Below are 23818 nucleotides of genomic sequence, written 5' to 3' on the forward strand. Positions count from 1 at the left end.
CATCTTTTCTTTATCTATGATTTATTGATTGAAATAAACTGCGGTCGCTATAAGAATACATTATTATATAGGGTAATATAATTTGCAGTTATCAGATGGGTAGAGTTTGCGGTTTAACATCTCAACCATTAAAATGGTCGCTTCATCTCTGTTCAGGTCTACAATCTCACTTCTCAAGGTTTCAAATCCTGCCAGTTCACAAGCTCGCTTTCGTCTGTGTCCTGAAACAAGTTCGTATCTGCCGTCCTCTTTCTGCCTTACCGTTGCCGGAGTAATAACCCCTCTTTCCTTGACACTCTCCACAAGCTGCATCATATCTTCATCGTCCCTGACCTTAAACGGATGGTCTGGGAAATCATCAATCAGCTCTAACGGAATATCTCGGATTTTTGAAAGCTGTTCTTCATCTCTCTGTGCCTGCGTGGTAAATAAATCATCGAGCTTCGTGAGAGTGAAGTCGCTCTTTCTTCCTGCCATCGGCTAACACCTCCTTTGTAAATTCAGCGTATGCCTTAGACACTGTGCTGTTTGGCTCATAAGCATAAATGCTTTTGCCTTTGGAAGAAGTTTCAGCGGCTTTTACGGCAATCGGGATTTGTGTTCGATACATTCTTATCTGATTACCGAAATTCGCCCTGAGTGCTTCCACCGTACTCTTTGCAAGGTTTGTTCGGCTATCCACCAAAGTAAGCAGCATACCGTCTATCTTAATATCCGGATTGATATACTTCTTTACTTTTGAAATGGTCTGCACAAGCTGTGTCATACCCTTTGCCGGCAAATACTGAGCCTGAACCGGAATGATAACACTGTCTGCCGCCGATAAAGCATTGAGAGTAACCATACCAAGTGAAGGCATACAGTCTATAATTACATAATCATATCTGTTTTTCACTTGACACAAATAATTCTTGAGTGTAGTTTCTCTGCTCATTGCGTTTACAAGGTTAAATTCCATTGCTGAAAGCTCAAGGTTTGCCGGAACAAGGTCAACACCTTCTTCGTGATGCAGGATACCAACCATAGGGTCTGTCATCGTTTCATTGATTACATCTGTGAGTTTTGTTGCAAGCGTGATACCCAAACCGTCTGTATCCTGCCAACCAAGACAAGTCGTTAAATCGCCCTGCGGGTCTGCGTCTATGAGCAATACTTTCTTGCCCTGCATTGCAAGCCCGACTCCGAGATTAACTGTTGTGGTGGTCTTTCCGACTCCGCCTTTCTGGTTACATACGGAAATCGTTTTGCAGTTTGACACTTCTTTTTGCCCTCCTTTCTGAAATTCATAGCCACCGCATTATGGCTATGTACCTGACCGACTCATTTCCTAATCGGTCATAGCAATATTTGTTCTCAACACCCCTTGCCAAGCAAAATGCTTATGGGAAGTCACTAAGGAACAGACTGCTTATCTGTATCATAGGATTCTAACCTCTGCCGGGTACTCCGCCAGCTCCGTAGAGAAGTATCATTATCATTCTGACTGTCATCGCCATATCAGGAGCAACCTGATACTCATAGCCGGAATTCTCGCTATTCTGAAATACAGAAATCACGGCGTACCTGCTAAAGTGGCTATCATCAGAAATAAAGTCTTAGTGAATGACTTATTCAATTTTCAAGCGAAAAGGCTTCCGTTTTTGCTATCTGGAATGAACCCCTTCACTCATTTGGACAAAGGGGTATGAAATGCACACCCAAAATCGCCGCTTTTCCGAAAATTTTTTTGAAAAATTTTTTGAAATAAAAAAAGCCGCCTGCTCCGGTTAGGAAACAGACGGCAAAACACGTTCTAAATGTATTCAATTTTCAATTTCTTTTTCTTTGCTTCAAGCACTTTGCAGAGGACATCATCTACTGCATCGGTGTATCGTCCCTGAGCTGCTAAATTGTTCTTCAGTTCAATGAGCGATTGTATCACTCGGCTTCGTTCTTCTTCATTTAAGTATAGATGATAGGTTTTCTCTCTCATTGGCTGTCCCTCCATCTTTCAAATGTATTTTTGATTATCTCTACATCTTCCTCTGTATCAGAAGAAATAAATATATGTACGTTCTGAAAAGCTCTTTTTAGGCTGTCGGCATAATCCAGTTCAGTGCCTTTCATCGGCAGTTTAATCAGTCTTATTCCTCGTTGCTCACACATATATGCTTTCATTATTTCTATATTCTCGTCAGCACTTCCTGACTCAATAGCCAACTTTTCTGAAGGTATGTATGTTTCAAGCGGAACTCCAAGCAATCGGTCAGAACCAAGTTCTGCTTTCAAACCTTTCTTATTAGAATAATAGCTGACAGCCAAAGCAGGAAATAGAGATAAATATTCTTGCTCACAAATTCGGCAGCCTTTATTCAATATCGTCCTTTCATTTATCTTCATACTCCATGAATGACCGTGCCTGCATTTCCACCACGCTCTCTTTGCTGAAGTTCGTGATACCTCTGTCGGCTTCAATTTATTCTGTTCATAATCCCATTCACTGAGAAGCTGACTGTCCGTTGTCGCCAAATCATTATATCCGGCAAGGACTTCTCTCTCTGCACAAACGGGGCATACCGTACCTTTCACACGGGCATTGACAACGGATTTCCACTCATTACCGCATTTTCTGCACTTCCACCAGACGTTTTTCCTCGACTTTGCATTTACTTCATCAGGTTTCAAAGGCAAGTTCTTCTCCGACCACTCCGAAGCAATTTCAGGGTGTGTTGTCTGCAAATCGTTAAACCCTTTCGAGAATATGTACCCACTGCAATACGGGCATTTACTCCCACCGGAACGGGTAGAAATAAAGGTGTTCCACTCTCTGCCGCAATCCTTACACTTCCACCACGCCTTACGATTGGCAAAGACCGTAACCTGAGTTGGAAGTAACGGATAATTTCTGTCCGACCACTCGGCAGCTATATCCGGCAGAAGCGTTGCAAGGTCATTAAATCCTGCCAACACTTTATTATGAGAGCAATACGGGCAACCCGTTTTATTTATTGTCCTGCTTTTAACGACAGCTTCCCACTCGTGACCTTTTTTACATCTCCATATCACTTTCTTATGAGAACCAATAGAAACCTCTGTCGGTTTTATCTTATTCTTTTTTGACCACTGCTTTGCCAGTAACGGCTCTAATGTCGCCAAATCGTTAATACCTGCAATCACTCTCGCACCGGAACATATCGGACATTTTTCTCCATTAGAACGAGCCTTAACGCTTGTTTGCCATTCGTGTCCGCAAGTACCTTTCCACCATACTTTTTTATTTGAACCAAAGGTAATATCATCAGGTGTAAGCGGTAAATTCTTCTCCGACCATTCCGTAATAAGCTCTGGGTGTACTTCTGCTAAACTGTTGTTCATAGCCAAACCTCAACCTCCTTGTGCTTAGAGTATATGAAGTTTTGGCTTTATCTTGTAGTTTGCGAATATCCGTATAAATAGAAAAAGCCCTTTGAGAAAAGGATTTCTCCTCTCTCAAAGGGCAAGTTGGCAAACTTGAATTTCTATTTGTGTTGCCATGTCATTACATAATCTTTTTCTCCGGTAGCCTCATCTAAGCCACTATGCTGAATCTCAAATCCTTCTCTCTTATAAAAAGATATTGCCCGTGCGTTCTTTTGGTATACGTTCAAGTGCAACTTATTCCTTTTATCCTTTGCATAATTCAGCAGAATTTTACCTATACCCTGCGATTGCATTTCACCAGAAACAAAAATGCCCTCAACATATTCATCATTCAACCCTATAAAACCCTGTATTTCTGTATCATACTCATACACATAAACCTCTGCTAGTAACAACGCTTCTTTTACTGATTTGAAATTGCTTTTCCAGTATTCGGCGGGGATAAAATTATGTGCCTTTATATTTGTATCCAACCATATATCTGCAACTTTATTTATATCATCCCTTTGAAATTCTCTAATCATAACGGTGACTCTCCATAAACTTGAATTTAAATTATAACGGTCTTTGCAAATACACCATATCTACCAACTGTATTCCACTCTCATAGATTGGGTGGTCATAATTATCTATAAAGAAATTTGATATGATATGCGAACGGACAAAACCACACTTTTCATAAAATGGTATTGTCAGTGGGCTATCGCCTGTTCCCACTTGTAGAATGGCATATTGCTCTCTGTAATTATTAACAATAAACTCAATTAAGGTTCTTGCATAACCTTTCCCTTGATATTCTGGAACTGTCGCAATGTTCTTGATTTCAAGTATGTCATTTTCTTTATCGGTTATGACACACTCACACTTGACCCCATTATCATCAAGTACATACATCTTGCCGTTATCAAGATAACGGTCAACCATATCTTCCTGCTCATCTGCTAATAGGAGCAAATCAAGATATTGTTTTTTATTTTCTTTAACTTCAATAATTTTCATCAATCACACCTACAAGTTCCGATTTCTCAGTTTCAAAAATTAGAATTTGAGCAAAAGCCCAAGGGACTAATGTCCCCTATGCTTTTCTCTTTTCTTTTGCTGTTTCAGTTCAAACATTCGCAGTTCGTCCGCTTCTTTTTTCTCACGGCTCCTCACTTTACGCTCCTGTTTATTCTGTTCCTGCTGTAATTTCAATGTCTGCTGCGATTTTGTGCCGATGCCTGTTTCCTGCATCTGTTTTTTCGCTTCACGTTGCATCCTTTTGGGATTTCTTTTTATATCTTTTACAACAGTATCAACAGCCGGACTGAATTTCAAACTAAAATAGTATTTTTGAATATATTCCTGCACTTCGTAATCCTTTGGTTCTGCACCAAATGTTACCTTCGCCACAGATAGTTTACCATCTTCAATACGTTCAAATACACCTACCCAAAATGGTTCTTCAAAATATACCGTCAGTTTTCCACTTGCTTTGTCCATAAGAATCCCTCCTAAAATGAATTGAACAAAGAATGGACAACCCGGAGGGGCAGGTTACTTACCCTATTTGCATAGGACGGCTGGGCTACCTACCAGCTCTAGTACATTTTTAATGTACATTGCGTTTTTATCTTTGTATTTATAATCAAGCCATATGGCACGATTAACTTATTCGGTCAATTCCGATTTGTATTTCTGTTTGTTTTAAAAATGGGCAACTCCGATTGGAATTGCCCACTCATTGCACTAATTATGCGATTTTTTCTTGCTTGCACCGATTTCTGCATCAAATGATGTAAGTTTGATGTAAATCGCTGTTTTTTCAGTTTTTTATCAAATGAAGTACGTCCCGTCTATTTGGTAAAACGGTACATCTTTACATCATCTTAATAGAGCTTTGCACCTGCCGGAATGTGGTCATCAACCATCAGAAGATGAAGCTTTTCTTCGCCTTCTTCTTCATGAATAGCACTGAGGAGCATACCGCAAGAGTCAATGCCCATCATAGCTCTCGGTGGAAGATTTGTGATAGCAATAAGAGTCTTTCCAACCAGTTCTTCCGGCTCATAAAAGCTATGAATACCGCTTAAAATGGTTCTGTCTGTGCCTGTTCCGTCATCAAGAGTAAACTGTAACAGTTTCTTTGACTTCGGTACTGCAACACACTCTTTAACCTTTACTGCACGGAAATCTGACTTGCTGAATGTATCAAAATCAACAAATTCCTCAAATAAAGGCTCTACCTTTACCTTAGAAAAATCAATCTTTTCAGACTCAGTTTTTACATTTTTTTCAGGTGCTTCAGAAGCTGTATTATTTACATCATTTTTCTTATTTACACCATCTAATGACTTCATTTGTGGGAATAAGATAACTTCACGGATAGTTTCCTGACCAGTTAATAACATAACTAATCTGTCGATACCCATACCCATACCACCAGTTGGTGGAAGACCGTATTCAAGGGCTTCTACATAGTCCATATCCATTTCGTTGGCTTCATCGTTACCTAATTCTTTTTCTTTTAACTGATTTGCGAATCTTTCATACTGATCATCTGGATCATTTAATTCTGTGAATGCATTTGCATATTCGTTACCACAGATGAATAACTCGAATCTCTGAGTGAAACGAGGATCCTGTAAGTTCTTCTTTGCAAGTGGAGAAATTTCAATTGGATGACCATATACGAATGTTGGTTCTACAATTGTTTCTTCTACATACTTTTCAAAGAATGCATTGACAATATGACCATATGCAAAATGTGGTTCTACTTCAATACCATGTTCTTCAGCAAGTTTCTTAGCTTCTTCAAAAGTCTTCTGTTCACCAAAGTCAACACCAGTCTTTTCTTTAATTGCATCAACCATAGAGATTCTCTTGAATCCAGGTGCTAATGAAATAGAATGACCTTTGTATTCTACATCATAAGTACCATTGACAGTCATTGCGGCATTCGCAATGATACCTTCTGTTAAGTCCATCATACCTTCAAGGTCAGAGAATGCTTTATATACTTCGATAGTAGTGAATTCTGGGTTATGAGTTCTGTCCATACCTTCATTTCTGAATAAACGACCGATTTCATAAACGGCATCCATACCACCAACAATTAATCTCTTAAGGTTTAATTCTGTTGCGATTCTTAAGTAGAAATCTTTATCTAATGCATTGAAATGAGTGATGAAAGGCTTAGCTGCAGCACCACCAAGAATAGAGTTCATGATTGGTGTTTCTACTTCTGTGTATCCTTTATCATCTAAATAATGCTGGATTGAACGAACAATCTTAGGTCTCATGAAGGCTACTTTACGTGCTTCATCATTCATGATTAAGTCAACATATCTTCTTCTGAAACGTTCTTCAGTATCTGTTAAACCATGGAACTTTTCTGGTAAAGGTCTTAAAGCCTTAGTAAGGTGTGTATACTTTTCTACTCTTACAGTTAATTCACCAGTATGAGTCATGAATACTTCACCATCAATACCGATAATATCACCTAAATCGCTCTTCTTAACTAATTCATAAACATCTTCACCAACAGTATCTTTCTTGATATATAACTGGATTTTTCCATCTCTATCAAGAAGGTTCATGAAGCATACTTTACCTTTTCTTCTCTTTGCGACAATACGACCTGCAATACTTACAGTTGGTTTGCTTTCTTCTAATTCTTCTGCAGTCTTATCGCTATAGTTCTTTCTAATGTCTGAAGTATAAGCAGTCACATCAAATCTCTGTCCAAATGGGTCAATTCCAAGATCTTTAAGTTCCTGTAACTTCTGTCTTCTTACTAATTCCTGATCAGTAAACTTTCTTTCTTCCATGTGTGTTCTCCTTCTTTAGAATATAAAAACTCTCATCCGCTAGGGACGAGAGTTAACCGTGGTACCACCCTTATTCATCTACATAAGTAGACCTCATTAAGCCTTAACGCGGCAACACGTTATTTTATCACGTTAGATCCAAAATACAGCTCCCAGTCTTTATTCATATCAACTTCCCCATTCCTTTACACCAGCCAGGAATTCTCTCTGCGTTCCATCGATATTACTCTTCTGTTCATAGCTTTTACTCAAGTATTATAGACAATAAATAAATATGTTGTCAAGGTCATTTTACAAGCCTTATTCAATCTAATTTATCTATAGACGTTTTTCAAATCCACCAAGGATTTCTGAATCCTCACTAATAGTCACAAATGCCTGTGGATCAATATCATATACAATCTTCTTAAATGTTTTCACTTCATATTTATTGATTGCACAATAAAGAATATATTGATCATTTTCTGTATAAGCACCCTTACCCATCCAGTAAGTTACACCTCTACCAGTCTTTTCCATAATCACATTCTTCATATCTTTTTCTTTAGTGAAGATTAATGCTATCACATTGATGTTCTGATAATGGATATGGTCGCTAATGAAATACAATACAAATACAAAGATAATAGAATACAGTGTAGTCTGTAAATCAAAGATAAATGCACAGCAAGTTAAAATAACAGCATTCAAACTCATTGATAACTTCCCTACCGAGAATCCTGGTTTAGTCTTAGATAAGCACACACCCGCAATATCAATACCACCTGCACTACCACTACCTTTGAGGGCAAGTCCTACACCAACGCCACACATAATAGCCCCAAAGATACAGTTAGATAACATATCGGGCATGATTGGATGTGTTAAGTTAGGTAAGAAAGATAATGTGATAGTCTGTACAACAACACTCATACCTGTTTTAACACAGAATTCTCTGTTCAAGATTCTATACCCCATAATAAATAATGGAATATTAATCATGAAGTTGATGATCCCTACAATGTTCATTGATTTAGGGATTGGTAGAAGTTTTCTTACAAAAACTTCGATAATCTGTGATGTACCAATTACACCTCCAAAGTTCAAGCCATTAGGTGTTACAAACAACCAGATTCCTAAAGATAATAAAATACTTCCAGCAATGACTTCGCCATACTTTTCTAGATTTTCCCTCATAGCGTTCCTCTTTCATATCATAACATAGAACATTAAAACAAATAAAAGAATGCCTTTCAAGCATTCTTTAGTAAATTCCATATTCTATAAATAGATTCGCAATAGACTCAATGATATAGAGAACAGGTACCTGCGTTGCTGAACTATAAAAGTCATTGTTTTTGGTACTTGGCATATAGTACGTAAGAGCTAAATCAGACATCTTCGCAGCTGAGGAAGAAGCATTATTTGTGACTACAATGATTTTGATATCATATTTTTTTAAGTCTTTGATACGATCAATGATTTCTCTTGTTTCTCCTGAAACCGTGAAGAAAAGAGCACAGTCATTTTGATCATACATCCCCCTAAAGCGGGCACTGAAGTCTCCACTATACATGGTACGTTTTCCCTTACGATTAAATAAAGAAGCCGCAAACTTTGCAATCGCATCACTTAGACCAATGCCAGAACAGATCACCTCATGACTATTCACAATTATTTCAGCCGCTTGATGAATAAGATCATCAAACTCTTTATTGTCTACTCGATTAAAATAATCGAGAATATAATTTAAAGCACGTTTGTTTTGAATAGGTTTATCTTCCTGATCCAGTTTCATTTCTGCTTTCCATTCTAAGAATCCTTCATAACCAAGTTTTTTAGCTACTCTTGTAATCATAGAAGAAGATACATGAAGATCTGTAGATAAATCTTTAAGTTTCATATGAATCACTTCATGACGATGAGAAATGATGTAGTTGTAAATATCTAATTCTAAATCACTTAATTGATTCATTTGATCTACCGTAACCATAAAATACCTCCAAAAGGTATTTTATCACACTTTATGCAAATCTCTTTTTCATTTTCTTATTCTGTTTCTTCTTTTTCTTTTCAATACTCAACAACATATTCCTGTAGTCTTCTGACTTAATATCTACAACAAGTGTATGTGAGACAATATCATGTAATGATTTCTTAGACTTTAAGATAATCACAAGTATTCCAGATAATATAGTAATAACGAGTCCTACTTTACTCCAGATAGAGGCAATATTGTATCCAGTTAATACATTGACTAACTGATGAAGCATATTACTACATGTATAAATACTTCCTTCAACTAAGAAGATCATAATAACCTGTCTGATGATCAGTTGTTTCACATTCACTTCTTGATAGTTGTCATTCACAATCTTTAATCCTAATAGTTTTTTACCTAAAGTCTGTCCTTTCCAGATTATAGGTAATACTACATAGTACACAAATGCAACTGAAAGTGAAAGAACACCTGCAATTACTTGATAATATCCCTTAAATATAGATAACTGCTGAGGAATATAGACAGCATCCTTATGAAGAGACATATATAACAGAATAAGAGGAAGTGATGATAAGACACTTCCTAAATACCAATCAATACCATAAGCGATTATACGTTTGATATAACCTGTTTTATTCACAGGTTCATTTCTTAATTTATTCCACATCTTATCATCTTCCTTTATTAATTTAAGTGCTGATATAAAGCACCTATTAAGTTCGCATCATTACGATATTCACAGACTACGATTTCTGGTGGCAATGTGCTTGCATAACATGAATTATAGATTTCATCAAAGTTCTTTTTGATAAGTTCTAATAGTAATGGCTGTGCACTAATACCTCCACCAATCGCCACTTTTTCACAATCAAAGATCTGATTGATGTTGTAGATCTGTACTGCAGTTTCTAAACAGAACTGATTTAATCCTTTTAAAACAGCTTCATTTCCATTATTTGCCATTTCAAAGATTTCTTCACCAGTATAGTTTTCTTCTGTTTCTAATGCTTCCTGGATATGTAACAGTAATCCATTGATTCCATTACTTGCATACCAAGATGTATCACCATTAAATGGCTTATGGTAATCAGTGATGATATTAGAAAATTCACCTGCACCAAATCTACATCCACTTAATACCTTATGATCCTTAATTAAAGCACCGCCAATAGCTGTGCCAAGAATCACTACAGCGCCGTCCTGAATATCTCGAAGACTACCAAAACCTAGTTCTGCGTTAGCGGCACATTTTGCATCATTACCAATTGTGACTCTTACACCACAATGCTCAGATAGTAATTCTGCCATATTTATATCATGAATATAAGTTAAAGCTCCACCAGTGTAACAATAACCCTTATTAGGATCAATTCTTCCCGGCATACTCATCGCAATACCAGATACATCAGAATATGTATTATAAAGAGATTGAACGCTATTTACAAATGAATCAAGGCAATCTAAGGGAGTAGGCACCTTACCTCTTTCATATATATTCTTTTCTGCATCCATTACTGCATATTTAATAGCACTGCCGCCAACATCTAGAACTAAGTATTTTTTCATAATTTTTCTCCGTTACTTTCTATTACTTTCTTATACCATTCAAAGGAATCCTTCTTGCTTCTTGCAAGTGTTCCCTGACCTGCATTATCTTTATCTACATAAATGAAACCATAACGTTTCTTCATTTCACCCGTACCAAAGCTAACACAGTCAATACATCCCCATACAGTATAACCTAATAAGTCTACACCATCAATATCTACTGCATTTTTCATTTCTTCGATATGCGCTTTAAGGTAATCAATACGGTACTGGTCATGTACTTTTCCATCTACCATCTGATCCACTGCACCAAAGCCATTTTCTACAATAAATAGAGGAAGGTTGTAACGATCGTACATCCAGTTTAAGCTATATCTTAAACCTTTCGCATCAATTGGCCATCCCCATTCAGTCTTTGAAATATATGGGTTATCACATAAATCTGTTTCTTCATTATAGTCAAGGTTGACATCTCCATCACCCTTAACCGCAAATGACATATAATAACTAAATCCAATATAATCTACTGTACCCTGAGGAAGAACAGCTAAGTCTTCTTCAGTAATATCTAGATTGAAGTTCTTTCTTTCAAAGAAAGACTTCATATAACCTGGATAACGTCCTCTTGCATGAACATCCATATACCAGAAACGCTTATGGTTTGCACCTACTGCCTTCAACATATCATCTGGATTACATGAATAAGGATAAATAGTTGTCATCGCAATCATGCATCCGATCATCATAGAAGGATCAATAGCATGTCCTTCTTTAATAGCCATTGCACTTGCAACAAGCTCATAATGTGCTGCCTGATAAACAGTACGTTCTTTGTCTTCACCTTCTTCAAATATAATACCTGAGTTAGTAAATACAGCTACGTCTGCTTCATAGTTCGCCTGGTTGTTGATTTCATTGAATGTCATCCAGTATTTAACTTTATTGTGGTATCTTTCGAAACATACTTTTGCGAATCTTACAAAGAATGTAATCATCTTTCTGTTTCTCCATCCACCATATTTTTCAACTAAATGATAAGGCATTTCAAAGTGTGATAATGTGATGACTGGCTGAATACCATTCTTTAATAGTTCATCAAACATATCATCATAGAACTTTAAACCTTCTTCATTTGGTGTTTCTTCATCTCCCATTGGGAAGATTCTTGCCCAGGAAATAGATGTTCTAAAACATTTAAATCCCATTTCTTTAAATAAAGCGATATCTTCCTTATAGTGGTGATAGAAATCAATCGCTGTATGATTTGGGTAGAACTGATCAGGTTCAATTGTTTTAGTGATCTTTCTACGAGTAGTGGCAGAACCAACTGTCATCATATCTGAGACATTTGGTCCTTTACCACCTTCATTAAATCCACCTTCTACCTGATGTGCAGCAACTGCTCCACCCCATAAGAAGTCTTTACGCATTGTTTTCTCCTGCTTCTTCTGCTTCTTTCTTGATAGCGGCTCTTGTGCTTGCTGCAACGAATGGTAAGTAAATTAAAGTACTTACGACTAAGCAAAGAATACCGATAACTAATGCCATAATGTTGTTAGCACCTGATCCTAAGAATGGTGTTAAGAATCCTGGAGTTGTCCAAGCAACTGAATAAGCGACTGGTGGGATAATCTTAATGACACATACACAGAAATAACCAATGAGGTTACATACGATTGGTGCTAAGATGAATGGAATAACATACATTGGGTTCATAACAATTGGTAAACCGAACATGATTGGTTCATTGATGTTGAATAGTCCTGGAACTAATGACATCTTACAAATAGAGAATTCACCTTTATTCTTTCTACCTACGATAAACATTGCAAGGATTAAACCAAGTGTTGCACCTGATCCTCCACCATTACCAAATGCATCGTTGATTGAACCCCAGTTAACTGGGTAAGGTGCACCCCATGCAGAACCATGAGCTGCAACATAAGCAAGGTTTGCGTTTAACTGTTCTGTAAAGATAACTGAACGTAATGCATTTAAAGTGTTAGGACCATGGATACCTACGATCCATAATAACTGCTGTACTAATACGAATACGATGATTGTACCCATAGAGCTTCCAAGAGATGTTAATGGAGCCTGGATAGCGTTATAAACAACAACCTGAATACCTTCAGGAGTAATCATTGAGAATAAGTAGTTTAATACACCCATGATGGCAAGTACTAACATCATTGGGATTAATAAGTTAAATGACTGAGCCACTGCAGGTGGTACCATTTCTGGCATCTTGATTCTTAATTTTTCATTATTTCCAAAACGAGTTAATAATTCTGTAGTTAATAGACCTACTAATAATGCAACGAATAATCCCTGTGCACCAAGGTAAGTAGTTGTTAAACCAGTTCCTGCATTCTTACCTGCAAATGCCTGAGCAGCAGGATAAAGAATAAAGAAAGCTGAAAGAGATGTAATACCACATAATACTTTATCTCCACCCATTTCCTGAGCTAACTGATAAGCCACTAAGAATGCAATTAGGATTGATAAGATATTAGTTGTACCATTGATAACAGAACTTAAAACAGCCTGGTACTGAGCTAGGTTTGGAATTAAATCACCTAAGTGAAGTAATTTTGCGATGAATCCGCTAGGATCTAATAATACATAGTTAATAAGTAAAACCATTGACCCACCCATTGTAAGTGGGAATGATAAAGTGAACGCATCACGCACGGCTGCCACATGGCGCTGACCATTGATTTTTGCAGCTAATGGTACGAAGTAACGTTCCATAAAGCTTTGAATTGCTTCCATTTTGTTTCTCCTCTTCTTATTTAATTCGGCCGATGTTGAAAACGATTTCGTTTTTCGTAATTGATTCTATCAGAGGATTACAAATAAAAAAAGGGCTTGAAGCCCTCCTTGAATAGTATGCATTATCTGCAAAATGTTTCATTATTGTAACGTATTGTAACACATATGCAATGTCATATTAGAAAGTATTTCAATAATACTTAATGCAGGTACCTGCGTAGTATGAGACATCTCATCTGTTCTTACGTCATTAATATAGTAGCTGATATGATAATCACTCATTTTCACAAGTGTATTATCATCAGAAACAGTAATTGTGATTAAAGTACTTCCCGCCTGCTTATAGCCATTGGCTTTTCTAATAAGTTCCGGTGTGTCTCCTGAAACAGATAACATGACAACCACAATATTTGTGCCATCCATAGATACCCCCTGATAAGGATCTGTTAAGGCTGCACTAAAGAAACCATTGGTAGAAAAGCGTCTTGCTGCATATTCCGCAATCTTAGCTGAATCACCCATGCCATCAAAAATAATCATATTCGCATTACCAAGTATATAGGCTACTTCTTTGAATAAATCCTGATAATAAGGCGTACTGAACTTCTTTAAACAGTCGATAGTTTCATCTAGGTCATTGACCATATGAAGAGAAACTTCTTTTTCTTCTTTCTTATAAGCATATTTTAATTCCGGAAAACTGTCATATCCCATCTTTTTCACAAAGCGCATAATGGAAGCTGTAGATGTAGGAATTTCATCTGCGAGTTCTCTTATACTCATATAAGGGAATTGAATGCTGTGCTTCAATATATAGTTATATATACGCATATCTGTTGTACTAAAGCTTTTAATTTTTTCTTCATTAAACATCTAACAATTACCTCTATATACATTCTTCAAATATTTCTTAGCCACTTCTATCATTTGGTTAATAAGTTCTATAGATGTAGGAGATTCATGATAATGATACTCAGGAAAATAACGTGTGATATGTAACACAATATTCGAATCAATAGACGCTAACCACTTTGCTTCTTCTTCCATATCTTTGAGACTATCATTAATACCAGGTACAATCAAAGAAGTGACTTCCAGATGACTTGATGAAGCTATTTGAATACTCTTCTTTACTGTTTCTAAATCACCAGAGAGTATCTTATAAATATCTTCTCTAAATCCTTTTAAATCAATATTCCATGCATCTACTAATGGCAAGAGCTCCTTTATGTATTTCTCTTCTATCATTCCATTAGAGACAATAACAGTCTTTAAATCATGCTTCTTACATAATACAAAAGTATCATAAATAAACTCATAACTGATCATTGGTTCATTATAAGTAAACGCAATACCGATATTCCCTTCTTTTTTTAAATCTAAGGCCACTTCTACAAGTTTTTCAGGTGTTGTATGCACCTGTATAGAAGAACCTCTATCCTGTGATATTGTATAGTTCTGACAGAAAGGACATTTCATATTACAGCCATAAGAACCTACAGATAATATCTGTGTTTCAGGATAGAAATGATAAAGAGGTTTCTTTTCAATAGGATCTAAAGACAGTGATGTAATAGCACCATAGTCTTTAAGTACTATGCTTCCTTCTTTATTTATTCTTTGATGACAGAATCCTGTCTGTCCTTCTTTTAATACACAATGATGAGGACATAAATCACATCTAATCATGTCTAATCACCTTGAATCTTTCTATCTTGATCTTCTCTCCTTCATGAATACCTGCTTTATGACAAGCTATCTGAATCTGATCAGTCACTGTATCCACACCTTCTAAATCAGGTAGGAGTAAACCTCTTTTAGAACCATGGGATACTATAATACCATAGATATGAGGATCTAATGTACTGATATCTTCTACTTGTTCTATTTCTCCTAATATATCGACTGAGATAATGAGATTATCAAGTTCTTCTTCTGTAATAGGATCAAAGCGTGGATCTTCACTACATGCACTGATCGCATTATGTACTATTTCTAAGGCAATATTATCCTGTACAGGCATAAAAGTACCAATACAGCCTCTTAAACGCCCTTCTTCATGAATAGATACAAAGACACCAGCACGTCTTTTCATCTCTTTTGTGACTTCTGGAATGATTTCTACTTTTTCTCTTACATAATGTTCTATTGTGGTTCTAGCCAGTTTGACATAGCCATCTTCATGTTCTTTGATCTTTTTGACTTCTTCCTGCATCTTCTTTTCATATTGGTTTCCTATATCACGAGTTAGATCTTCACCACATATTTCAAAGCCACATATACCATAACCTACTCCAAATGGTCCTTCATAAGAATAAAAGTTTGTTTTAATCTTTTTTTGATCTAAAGCACCTGCCATGATTTGAAATGATCTGAGTCCACATTCAGCAGCTGCTTCAGTAAAGATGGGATCAAATGTTAGAAAACGCATAAAGTCACTATTCTTCCATGCTGTAATAATATCATGATCGAAGAGCGGTCCTTCTTCTTTATAACCATAAGGACCATCCTCTTTTAAACGATGAGACAAATCACCACTCGCAATTAATAAAACATTCTTATCTCCCGCTACTTCTTTAATACATTGTCCAAAGCGATAATGAGTAAGAGGAGATAAACCAGATATTCCTATTCTTACAACTCTATAGTCCTTTAGATACTTATTTAAGAAATAAAGAGGAATCATTGTGCCATGATCTAAATCATCATCTTTTCCTAATGTTCCTGCAAATATTTGATGCTTCTTGGCAGATTGAGTGATCTTCTTTACAAGTTCTGTATCATAATCCACTTCTATTCTTACATTTCCTGCATGAAACTGACTAAAGTCTCCTGATGCATGAATACCTGGAGATATATGAATATAATCACTATAGGCGATCGCATGAGGACTGATCACAATCACTGTTTCTATTGGAAGAGTAGATACATATTTCATAATAGATTCATAAGATTGTATTGTGTTACTAATGGTTTTCTCTTCTCCTTGACCTATTTCAGGAATAATTAATGGAGGATGAGGGACACACATTGCATAAAGTACAGACATAAAATCATCTCCTTTACTCTATTATAAAACAAAAAGAAGATGATTACTCACCTTCTAGTTCTTTCTCAAAGTCTTTTAGAATTGTTTCTAATTCCTCTAATGTATTCATCTGTGTTAAATGATTCTTGATTTTTGCTGAACCTCTTAACCCTTTGACATACCAAGGAGCCTGTCCACGCATTTGTCTAATCGCATTCTTTTCACCTTCCGTTTTTACTAAACGATGGGCATGATCAATACATAACTGAATACGTGCATGATAGTCTGGCTCTTCTTCTAGAATACCCTCTTCTAGATATTTCACCATTCTACGAATCACAAATGGATTACCTAAAGCACCTCTACCAACCATGACAGCATCACAGCCTGTTTCTTCCATCATTCTTTTCGCATCTTCAGGTGTTCTGACATCACCATTCCCAATAACTGGAATGCTGACTGCTTCTTTTACTTTTTTAATCCATGACCAGTCTGCATGCCCTTCATACATCTGTGAACGTGTACGACCATGAATAGCTACTGCACTTGCCCCTGCTTTTTCCATTAATTGTGCCATTTCTACACAGTTAATATGCTTCATGTCATAACCAATACGCATCTTAACAGTCACTGGTACATTCACTGCTTCTACGACAGCCTTCACAATATCATATGCAAGTTCTGGATACTGCATTAAATAACTGCCTGCATGAGCCTTTAATACCTTATTTACAGGGCATCCCATATTAATATCAATAATATCACAATCAGAATGTTCCTCTACAAACTTGGCAGCTTTGACCATAGTCTCTACTTCACCACCAAAAATCTGCATACTCATAGGGTGTTCATCTTCACCTACTGCAAGCATATCAATTGTCTTTTGATTTCCATAACATAACGCTTTATCACTGACCATTTCAGATACTACAAGTCCTGCACCAAACTCTTTTACAAGTCTACGGTAAGCGACATTTGTGATACCTGCCATAGGAGCCATGATAATAGGATGTTTTATTTCTACGTTTCCAATTTTCAACATTTTTTCATCACCATCACAAAATATACCATATTCCTGACACAATACAAAGATAAATTATCTTTATACTATGAGTTGTGAAAGGAAGTTCCCGATCCTTTCAATAATATATATCGTTTTCATTCCCTTCCCTATTTTACTAATAGGACATAAGGAGCAGGTTTTCCCTTCCTGCTCCTTTTTGTATATTTTATAGGAATATGATTGTAGTTTTAATTCGTACATTTTAAGATGAATATAAGGGAGGAATGAAGATGAAAAGAAAATACACTTTCTCTATAATCATGTTTATATTATTTGAGATGATTGCGATTACTTTATGGCTCACTAAAGATAATTTATTTTACATGTTGAACTTCAGCTATATAGGCACTTGTCTTGCCTTAGGGACTGCATTATTTACTGCCGGAAAGAACTATGCAAGACATTTTGTGCAACTAGCAGTAGGCAGTTATATGTTGTTGTATTTAGGTATTATTTCTCAAGAAAATATGCAGATTGAAGGCTTCTGGTACTATTTATTTTTAGGTACATTTGAAGCAGCCACTATTCACTATGCGATTGCGAAGATTTTTGGACCTCTTATATTTGGGCGAGGATGGTGTGGTTACGCCTGCTGGACAGCTATGATCCTTAACTTCTTACCTTTTAAAAGACCACAGAAACCAAGAGTTAAAAAACTAGGTATACTACGTTATGTAATGTTTGTATGTTCTCTTGCATTGGTATCAGGATTATTCTTAATGAAAGTCGCTCATCTAGAAAAGATCATGTTCTATCTATTTCTTCTAGGTAACGCCTTTTACTATATTGCGGGTATTGCACTTGCCTATATATTTAAAGATAATCGTGCATTCTGCAAGTATTTGTGTCCTATTACAGTATTTCTTAGGCCTATGAGTTATTATTCACTCCTACGTGTACATTGCGATGAGAATAAATGTGTTCATTGTAATAAATGTTTAAAGGTATGTCCAATGAATGTCGAAGTCAACAATGAATCACGTAGACGTAAAAACGGCACTGACTGTATTCTTTGTTATGAATGTACAAAAGAATGTCCAGTCAAAGCACTCCATTAATGCGACACATATTTCTCCATAATATATAGATATTTAGTATAAATTTATCTTCTATACTAGTTATTGAAAGGAGGAAACTGTCATACAATTCTAAAAAGATCAATTATTCAATTCTATTCCCTTCCATGATATATGTTAACTGATCTTTGTATAATACCAGACAGTGTAAAAAAACGCCATTTTACTGGCGTTTTTTAAGTATTTCCTTTAATTCATCTTCACTGAACTGATAATGTGTATTACAGAACTGACATGTAATCTCACAGCCATGATCCTCATTAATCATGTCTTCTAGATCTTTTGTATGAAGTGTAGCTAAGGCTTCTCCCATCTTTTCTTTACTACAATCACATTCAAATGATAAATCCTGTGTATCTAGGATTTCGACATCCTCAAAGATCATCTTTAAGATTTCTTCTGGAGTATGTCCTTCATCTAATAACTGTGATACTGGTGGTGTATTCTTGATCTTATCTTCAATATACGCAATATCTTCTTCAGTTGCTTCTGGTAATAACTGAATAATATAACCACCTGCACTTCTTACAGTATTGTCTTCTTCTACAAGAACACCTACTGCAACAACTGATGGTACCTGTTCTGATAACATGAAGTAATAAGAGAAATCATCACCAATTTCACCAGTCTGTAATGGAGAACTAGATGTAATAGGTTCCTTTAATCCCATATCACGAGTAACCTGGATAGTACCCTGATTACCTACACATAAGCCTACTGCAAGCTTACCTGTATCGTTGTATGTATAGTGAACTTCTGGATTAGATACAAAACCTTTGATTTTACCATCAGAATGTGTTGTACAAAGCATTGTACCGATTGGTCCACCACCGTTGATGACTACTGTCATCTTTTCTTTATTCTTATTCATAGCACCCATCATTAAAGTGACTGCCATCATACGTCCAAGTGCAGCACTTGCACAAGGCCATAAGTTATGATTCTGCTGTGCAACATTTGTAAGGTTAGTTGTTGTACAGGCAAAAACACGACAGTTCTTTGAATTAACGAGTCCACGTACTAAATAATCTTTCATTTATCTCATCTCCCTATCGCAAAATAGCTTACTAAAGGCAAAATCATACTAATAACAATAATACCTACTAATAGTCTTACCATAAATCTACGCTGCATTTTATTACCTCCTAAATGAAAATAAGCGCAAAGCGCTTATTTCATTTCATCTAGTAAATCATCTTCTGGATCAGCCTTAGGTGGTTCAGGAGTGTTATTGTTGTCATCGTTAGATTCAACATGTTCTTCTGTTCCATCATAAGTTTCTGGCATCTTACCAGTGTTATATAAAGACTGAATCTGTTCATGATTCAATGTTTCATGTTCAAGCAATGCATTCGCAATAATATCCATTTTGTCTTTATTATTGTTGATGATTTCAGTTGCCTGAGCATGTGCTGTTTCGATGATCTTACGTACCTGCTGGTCAATTTCAAATGCGATCTGACCAGAATGTGTATTACTTAACTGTGAATAGTCACGACCTAAGAATACTGCATTATCACCACTGTCATACTTAATTGGACCAAGTTCACTCATACCAAGTTCTGTAACCATCATACGAGCAATACGTGTAGCCTGTTCAATATCGTTATGAGCACCTGATGATACATCACCAAAGAAGATTTCTTCAGCCGTACGACCACCCATATAACCTGTAATAGTTGCAAGTAACTGTTTCTTAGTTGAGAAGTAAGTTTCTTCTCTAGGAGTCATCAAGTTGTATCCACCTGCATCACCACGTGGTACAATTGTGACTTTCTGTACCTGGTTGGCATCTTCTAATGTCAAACCAATAATCGCATGTCCAGTTTCATGATAAGCAACAAGCTTTCTTTCATGTTCAGTATATTTTCTAGACTTCTTAGCTGGACCACCAATAACTCTATCAATCGCTTCATCGACATCACTTAATGTGATCATCTGATGACCGCTTCTTACTGCAAGTAATGCTGCTTCATTTAATACGTTCGCAAGTTCTGCACCTGAGAATCCAGGAGTACGCTGAGCGATGTTATCAAAATCAACATCTGGCGCAAAATGTTTATTTCTTGCATGAACCTTCAAGATCTGAGATCTTGCACGTTTATCAGGGTTAGATACTCTGATCTGTCTATCAAAACGTCCTGGACGTAATAAAGCAGGGTCAAGAACATCTGCACGGTTAGTAGCTGCAAGGATAATAACACCTTCGTTACCTTCAAAACCATCCATTTCTACAAGTAACTGGTTTAATGTCTGTTCACGTTCATCGTGTCCACCACCAACACCAGTACCTCTCTGACGACCTACGGCATCAATTTCATCAATAAAGATGATACAAGGCGCATTTTCTTTTGCCTTCTTAAACATATCTCTTACACGGCCAGCACCAACACCAACGAACATTTCTACGAATTCTGAACCAGAAATAGAATAGAATGGAACGTTTGCTTCACCTGCAACAGCACGTGCTAATAATGTTTTACCTGTACCTGGAGGACCTACTAATAGAACACCTCTAGGAATTTTAGCACCCATTTCAGTAAACTTCTTAGGGTTCTTTAAGAATGCAACAAGTTCTGTTAATTCTTCTTTTTCTTCATCTGCACCTGCAACATCTGTAAAACGAGTCTTAGAATTTCTTTCTAGCTTAGCGCGAGAATTTCCAAATTCAAAGGCCTTATTGTTGCCTCCTGCAGCACCATTAAAGTTCTTGAATACCCAGAACATACCACCAAACAATATTACATATGGAAGGATGGAACCTAGTATATTCCAGATCATGTTATCACTTTCTGAATCAGTGACCTTAATCTTGACATTCTTGTCTTCAAGAATCTGTGTTAATGAATCTAATTCTTTGTCTGTCTTAGGAACGATAGTTGTAAAGTTCACTTTATCGCCCTTAGAGTTCTTCTTGTAGCTACCTTCTACCTTGGTTACAAAACTATTAGGTGTAATAGTCACGTTATTTATCTTTTTATCTTTTACTACTGTCATGAATTGTGAATAAGTTAATTCTTTACTACCACCATTATTCAATAAGAATGGGAATAATGAACTCAACAATAATAATACGATGACCCAAGGAAGAATAGCTTTAAATAATGTTTTGTTATTCTTCTTCATCATAAACTCCTTACTGGTAACATTCTTCTTTTAAGACACCAATATATGGTAGGTTTCTAAATCTCTGATCAAAATCAAGACCATAACCAACCACAAATAATTCTGGTACAGGGAAACCAACATACTTAGCCTGTACAGGATACTTTCTTGCTTCCTGTTTATCAAGCATAGTAACGATTTCGCAAGATGCTGTACCACGATCTTTCAACATATGTGTAACAGTATCCAATGTTTTACCTGTATCAAGGATGTCTTCTACGATTAATACATCCATACCTTTGACATCGATATCAACGTCTTTCTTAATATGAATAGTTCCAGATTCAGTTCCTTTATAACTGCTGACTGACATATAATCAAAATATACATCGCCCTCAATATATTTAGAAAGTTCTGCTAGGAATGGAATAGATCCCTTTAAAAGACCAATAAGAAGAATCTTCTTACCTTCATAATCTTTTGAGATCTGTGCGCCTAATTCTTTACAGCGTTCAGAAATCTGTTCCTGTGTAAATAATATTTCTTTCATGTCCTTATGCATCGAACCGTACCTCCTAGTATAGTCGTTGTTATTTTATCACAAACAAATCTGGATTGATAGACAAATACTCCTTGTTTTTCGCAATTCCCGGGACCAAAAGAATATTTCCACGGCAATCTAATACAACTGGCCAATAACGTCGTAATGGTGAGGGAATTTTCGCATTAATAAAAAGTCTAGAAACCTTTTTAGTGCCCCCTGCTGTTTCCATACGATCGCCTGGTCTCATATTACGAATAGTGAGTGGAAAGTCTTCATCCTTGACAGGGATACCATCATTCAATTCTCCCTGTGCTCGAATCTTGAAATAAGGACAGTCGAAGTTCTGTCTATGATCTATTCTATACGTATAATCTACTTGTTTTATAGATTTACGAATGTATACATTATTATATTCTTTTATGAACTCCTCATTAACACCAATAGGCATTTGAATATTAGGTTTAGAGGATTGAATCTGATGGATGATTTCATCAATGAGATGATGAGAAATCTTCGATACTTCTATATGTTTCTTTAATAAAGCATAGAGTACATCTGGAAGAAGTTCTTTTGGAACCAATGTATAGTCAAGTGGTTCAGTGAGGAATTTGTCTACTTCTTGTTTTTTTATTGCCTGTTTCTTATTGTATTCTTCACCCTTTTTCAAGAGTTCTTCTTTTTGTGAGTCTGTATACTGATTTAAGATTGTATTACGGATACGGTCTCTTGTGAACTCTGTCTGGAAATTAGTATAGTCATCATGAAACAAAATATGATGTTCATCACAATAATCACGTAATTCTTGTTTAGTCACATGAAGTAATGGTCTAATAATAGTCATACCTAAGCGTTCAGAGACTTCCTGGATACCTAAATAATCAGGATGAGAGTCACGTTCCAAGTGCATATAAATAGTTTCAATCACATCATCCTTTTGATGTCCTAAGCATAACGCATCACATTGTTCCTTCTTATATACTTCCTGATAAAAAGCATAACGCATATCTCTTGCAACAGTCTGGAAGTTTCCTTTCACATAATCATCTGGTGTAAATTCCTTATAGTAAAAAGGAATATTATGTGCTTTACAGTAATCATGAACAACCTTGTAGTCCTCTTCTGTATCATCTCGAAGATTATAGTTTACATGAGCCACACAGATTGAATATTCATGCATCATATCAAGAAGTGCCATAGAATCAGGACCACCTGATACGCCTAGGAGATATTTCTTTTTTTTGTCTAATAATGATGTATTCAGCATATTTTCTCCTTTGTCAACTACCCACGACCTAAAGGTCATGGGCTTGTAACTGCCCAGTCGTATTAACGGTTTACACCTCCGACCTTTAACCCCAATAGATATTGCTATCTAAAGTGGCGTTACATCATAGGGTGGTTGACAGCACCCTTTGTAGCAGAGTTTACTCTGTTACAACTGTATTAGGTACTTGGCTATCTGCAAGATAGTTTATTCCCATACGATACAG

At 36.4% G+C, this 23818-nt stretch carries 23 protein-coding genes and 1 other annotated feature; of the genes, 1 reads left to right on the forward strand and 22 read right to left on the reverse strand.

Annotation, left to right across the window (positions count from 1 at the left end):
• Positions 1 to 63: 63 nt before the first annotated feature.
• From H8909_RS09360 to dusB, 18 genes are all read right to left on the reverse strand, one after another.
• Positions 64 to 477, reverse strand: coding sequence for a ParB N-terminal domain-containing protein (locus H8909_RS09360; protein WP_439647247.1), 414 nt, complete (start codon positions 475 to 477; stop codon positions 64 to 66).
• Positions 434 to 1258 carry a ParA family protein gene (locus H8909_RS09365; protein WP_066517816.1) on the reverse strand — a complete coding sequence of 275 codons (825 nt, stop codon included), beginning with the start codon at positions 1256 to 1258 and terminating at the stop codon, positions 434 to 436. Before H8909_RS09365 ends, H8909_RS09360 begins: the two co-directional genes overlap by 44 nt.
• A gap of 534 nt (positions 1259 to 1792) precedes the next feature.
• Positions 1793 to 1972 (reverse strand): hypothetical protein, encoded by a 180-nt coding sequence (locus H8909_RS09370; RefSeq protein WP_002594660.1) that lies wholly within the window; start codon positions 1970 to 1972, stop codon positions 1793 to 1795.
• Positions 1969 to 3354 (reverse strand): zinc-ribbon domain-containing protein, encoded by a 1386-nt coding sequence (locus H8909_RS09375; RefSeq protein ID WP_187012639.1) that lies wholly within the window; start codon positions 3352 to 3354, stop codon positions 1969 to 1971. Before H8909_RS09375 ends, H8909_RS09370 begins: the two co-directional genes overlap by 4 nt.
• A 143-nt stretch (positions 3355 to 3497) precedes the next feature.
• Positions 3498 to 3923: an N-acetyltransferase gene (locus tag H8909_RS09380; protein ID WP_055247538.1), complete on the reverse strand. Its 426-nt coding sequence runs from the start codon at positions 3921 to 3923 to the stop codon at positions 3498 to 3500.
• A gap of 31 nt (positions 3924 to 3954) precedes the next feature.
• Positions 3955 to 4398 (reverse strand): GNAT family N-acetyltransferase, encoded by a 444-nt coding sequence (locus H8909_RS09385; protein WP_187012640.1) that lies wholly within the window; start codon positions 4396 to 4398, stop codon positions 3955 to 3957.
• A 66-nt stretch (positions 4399 to 4464) separates the two neighbouring features.
• Positions 4465 to 4881 carry a YjdF family protein gene (locus H8909_RS09390; RefSeq protein ID WP_187012641.1) on the reverse strand — a complete coding sequence of 139 codons (417 nt, stop codon included), beginning with the start codon at positions 4879 to 4881 and terminating at the stop codon, positions 4465 to 4467.
• 386 nt (positions 4882 to 5267) lie between these two features.
• Entirely contained in the window at positions 5268 to 7208 is a 1941-nt protein-coding gene (gene lysS / locus H8909_RS09395; RefSeq protein ID WP_187012642.1) for a lysine--tRNA ligase, read from the reverse strand.
• A gap of 38 nt (positions 7209 to 7246) precedes the next feature.
• Positions 7247 to 7456: a binding site (T-box leader), on the reverse strand.
• A 70-nt stretch (positions 7457 to 7526) separates the two neighbouring features.
• On the reverse strand, positions 7527 to 8384 hold the full coding sequence (locus tag H8909_RS09400) for a YitT family protein (protein WP_129981510.1): 858 nt from the start codon (positions 8382 to 8384) through the stop codon (positions 7527 to 7529).
• 67 nt (positions 8385 to 8451) lie between these two features.
• Positions 8452 to 9180 (reverse strand): MurR/RpiR family transcriptional regulator, encoded by a 729-nt coding sequence (locus tag H8909_RS09405; protein WP_187012643.1) that lies wholly within the window; start codon positions 9178 to 9180, stop codon positions 8452 to 8454.
• Positions 9181 to 9211: 31 nt separating this feature from the next.
• On the reverse strand, positions 9212 to 9856 hold the full coding sequence (locus tag H8909_RS09410) for an RDD family protein (protein WP_187012644.1): 645 nt from the start codon (positions 9854 to 9856) through the stop codon (positions 9212 to 9214).
• Between the two features lie 17 nt (positions 9857 to 9873).
• Positions 9874 to 10755: an ROK family protein gene (locus tag H8909_RS09415; protein WP_187012645.1), complete on the reverse strand. Its 882-nt coding sequence runs from the start codon at positions 10753 to 10755 to the stop codon at positions 9874 to 9876.
• Entirely contained in the window at positions 10752 to 12167 is a 1416-nt protein-coding gene (locus tag H8909_RS09420; protein ID WP_187012646.1) for a 6-phospho-beta-glucosidase, read from the reverse strand. The genes H8909_RS09415 and H8909_RS09420 overlap by 4 nt, the downstream gene beginning before the upstream one ends.
• Positions 12160 to 13512, reverse strand: coding sequence for a PTS sugar transporter subunit IIC (locus H8909_RS09425; RefSeq protein WP_187012647.1), 1353 nt, complete (start codon positions 13510 to 13512; stop codon positions 12160 to 12162). Before H8909_RS09425 ends, H8909_RS09420 begins: the two co-directional genes overlap by 8 nt.
• A gap of 141 nt (positions 13513 to 13653) precedes the next feature.
• Positions 13654 to 14385, reverse strand: coding sequence for a MurR/RpiR family transcriptional regulator (locus tag H8909_RS09430; RefSeq protein WP_187012648.1), 732 nt, complete (start codon positions 14383 to 14385; stop codon positions 13654 to 13656).
• On the reverse strand, positions 14386 to 15201 hold the full coding sequence (amrS, locus tag H8909_RS09435; RefSeq protein ID WP_187012649.1) for an AmmeMemoRadiSam system radical SAM enzyme: 816 nt from the start codon (positions 15199 to 15201) through the stop codon (positions 14386 to 14388).
• Positions 15194 to 16561: an AmmeMemoRadiSam system protein A gene (gene amrA, locus H8909_RS09440; protein WP_187012650.1), complete on the reverse strand. Its 1368-nt coding sequence runs from the start codon at positions 16559 to 16561 to the stop codon at positions 15194 to 15196. Before amrA ends, amrS begins: the two co-directional genes overlap by 8 nt.
• A gap of 43 nt (positions 16562 to 16604) precedes the next feature.
• Entirely contained in the window at positions 16605 to 17582 is a 978-nt protein-coding gene (dusB, locus tag H8909_RS09445) for a tRNA dihydrouridine synthase DusB (protein WP_022425755.1), read from the reverse strand.
• 251 nt (positions 17583 to 17833) lie between these two features.
• Here dusB and H8909_RS09450 point away from each other — a divergent pair, with 251 nt between their 5' ends.
• Positions 17834 to 18661 (forward strand): 4Fe-4S binding protein, encoded by an 828-nt coding sequence (locus H8909_RS09450; RefSeq protein WP_202985943.1) that lies wholly within the window; start codon positions 17834 to 17836, stop codon positions 18659 to 18661.
• 181 nt (positions 18662 to 18842) lie between these two features.
• On the opposite strand, the gene hslO is transcribed toward H8909_RS09450, so the two are convergent.
• The 4 genes from hslO to tilS form a co-directional block, all read right to left on the reverse strand.
• Positions 18843 to 19715 (reverse strand): Hsp33 family molecular chaperone HslO, encoded by an 873-nt coding sequence (hslO, locus tag H8909_RS09455; RefSeq protein WP_187012652.1) that lies wholly within the window; start codon positions 19713 to 19715, stop codon positions 18843 to 18845.
• Positions 19716 to 19849: 134 nt separating this feature from the next.
• Complete coding sequence (ftsH, locus tag H8909_RS09460) at positions 19850 to 21808, reverse strand: ATP-dependent zinc metalloprotease FtsH (RefSeq protein WP_187012653.1); 1959 nt, start codon at positions 21806 to 21808, stop codon at positions 19850 to 19852.
• A 7-nt stretch (positions 21809 to 21815) separates the two neighbouring features.
• Complete coding sequence (gene hpt / locus H8909_RS09465; protein ID WP_022425752.1) at positions 21816 to 22346, reverse strand: hypoxanthine phosphoribosyltransferase; 531 nt, start codon at positions 22344 to 22346, stop codon at positions 21816 to 21818.
• Positions 22347 to 22374: 28 nt separating this feature from the next.
• Complete coding sequence (gene tilS, locus H8909_RS09470) at positions 22375 to 23592, reverse strand: tRNA lysidine(34) synthetase TilS (protein ID WP_238928259.1); 1218 nt, start codon at positions 23590 to 23592, stop codon at positions 22375 to 22377.
• Positions 23593 to 23818: the final 226 nt, after the last annotated feature.

It is taken from the genome of Catenibacterium faecis (assembly GCF_014306455.1).
GTDB lineage: Bacteria > Bacillota_I > Bacilli_A > Erysipelotrichales > Coprobacillaceae > Catenibacterium > Catenibacterium mitsuoka_A.

Coding starts and splice junctions, on each gene's coding strand:
- H8909_RS09360 (WP_439647247.1), bottom strand. CDS start 477: ATGGCAGGAAGAAAGAGCGACTTCACTCTCACGAAGCTCGATGATTTA.
- H8909_RS09370 (WP_002594660.1), bottom strand. CDS start 1,972: ATGAGAGAGAAAACCTATCATCTATACTTAAATGAAGAAGAACGAAGC.
- H8909_RS09375 (WP_187012639.1), bottom strand. CDS start 3,354: ATGAACAACAGTTTAGCAGAAGTACACCCAGAGCTTATTACGGAATGG.
- H8909_RS09380 (WP_055247538.1), bottom strand. CDS start 3,923: ATGATTAGAGAATTTCAAAGGGATGATATAAATAAAGTTGCAGATATA.
- H8909_RS09385 (WP_187012640.1), bottom strand. CDS start 4,398: ATGAAAATTATTGAAGTTAAAGAAAATAAAAAACAATATCTTGATTTG.
- H8909_RS09390 (WP_187012641.1), bottom strand. CDS start 4,881: ATGGACAAAGCAAGTGGAAAACTGACGGTATATTTTGAAGAACCATTT.
- lysS (WP_187012642.1), bottom strand. CDS start 7,208: ATGGAAGAAAGAAAGTTTACTGATCAGGAATTAGTAAGAAGACAGAAG.
- H8909_RS09400 (WP_129981510.1), bottom strand. CDS start 8,384: ATGAGGGAAAATCTAGAAAAGTATGGCGAAGTCATTGCTGGAAGTATT.
- H8909_RS09405 (WP_187012643.1), bottom strand. CDS start 9,180: ATGGTTACGGTAGATCAAATGAATCAATTAAGTGATTTAGAATTAGAT.
- H8909_RS09410 (WP_187012644.1), bottom strand. CDS start 9,856: ATGTGGAATAAATTAAGAAATGAACCTGTGAATAAAACAGGTTATATC.
- H8909_RS09415 (WP_187012645.1), bottom strand. CDS start 10,755: ATGAAAAAATACTTAGTTCTAGATGTTGGCGGCAGTGCTATTAAATAT.
- H8909_RS09420 (WP_187012646.1), bottom strand. CDS start 12,167: ATGCGTAAAGACTTCTTATGGGGTGGAGCAGTTGCTGCACATCAGGTA.
- H8909_RS09425 (WP_187012647.1), bottom strand. CDS start 13,512: ATGGAAGCAATTCAAAGCTTTATGGAACGTTACTTCGTACCATTAGCT.
- H8909_RS09430 (WP_187012648.1), bottom strand. CDS start 14,385: ATGTTTAATGAAGAAAAAATTAAAAGCTTTAGTACAACAGATATGCGT.
- amrS (WP_187012649.1), bottom strand. CDS start 15,201: ATGATTAGATGTGATTTATGTCCTCATCATTGTGTATTAAAAGAAGGA.
- amrA (WP_187012650.1), bottom strand. CDS start 16,561: ATGTCTGTACTTTATGCAATGTGTGTCCCTCATCCTCCATTAATTATT.
- dusB (WP_022425755.1), bottom strand. CDS start 17,582: ATGTTGAAAATTGGAAACGTAGAAATAAAACATCCTATTATCATGGCT.
- H8909_RS09450 (WP_202985943.1), top strand. CDS start 17,834: ATGAAAAGAAAATACACTTTCTCTATAATCATGTTTATATTATTTGAG.
- hslO (WP_187012652.1), bottom strand. CDS start 19,715: ATGAAAGATTATTTAGTACGTGGACTCGTTAATTCAAAGAACTGTCGT.
- ftsH (WP_187012653.1), bottom strand. CDS start 21,808: ATGATGAAGAAGAATAACAAAACATTATTTAAAGCTATTCTTCCTTGG.
- hpt (WP_022425752.1), bottom strand. CDS start 22,346: ATGCATAAGGACATGAAAGAAATATTATTTACACAGGAACAGATTTCT.
- tilS (WP_238928259.1), bottom strand. CDS start 23,592: ATGCTGAATACATCATTATTAGACAAAAAAAAGAAATATCTCCTAGGC.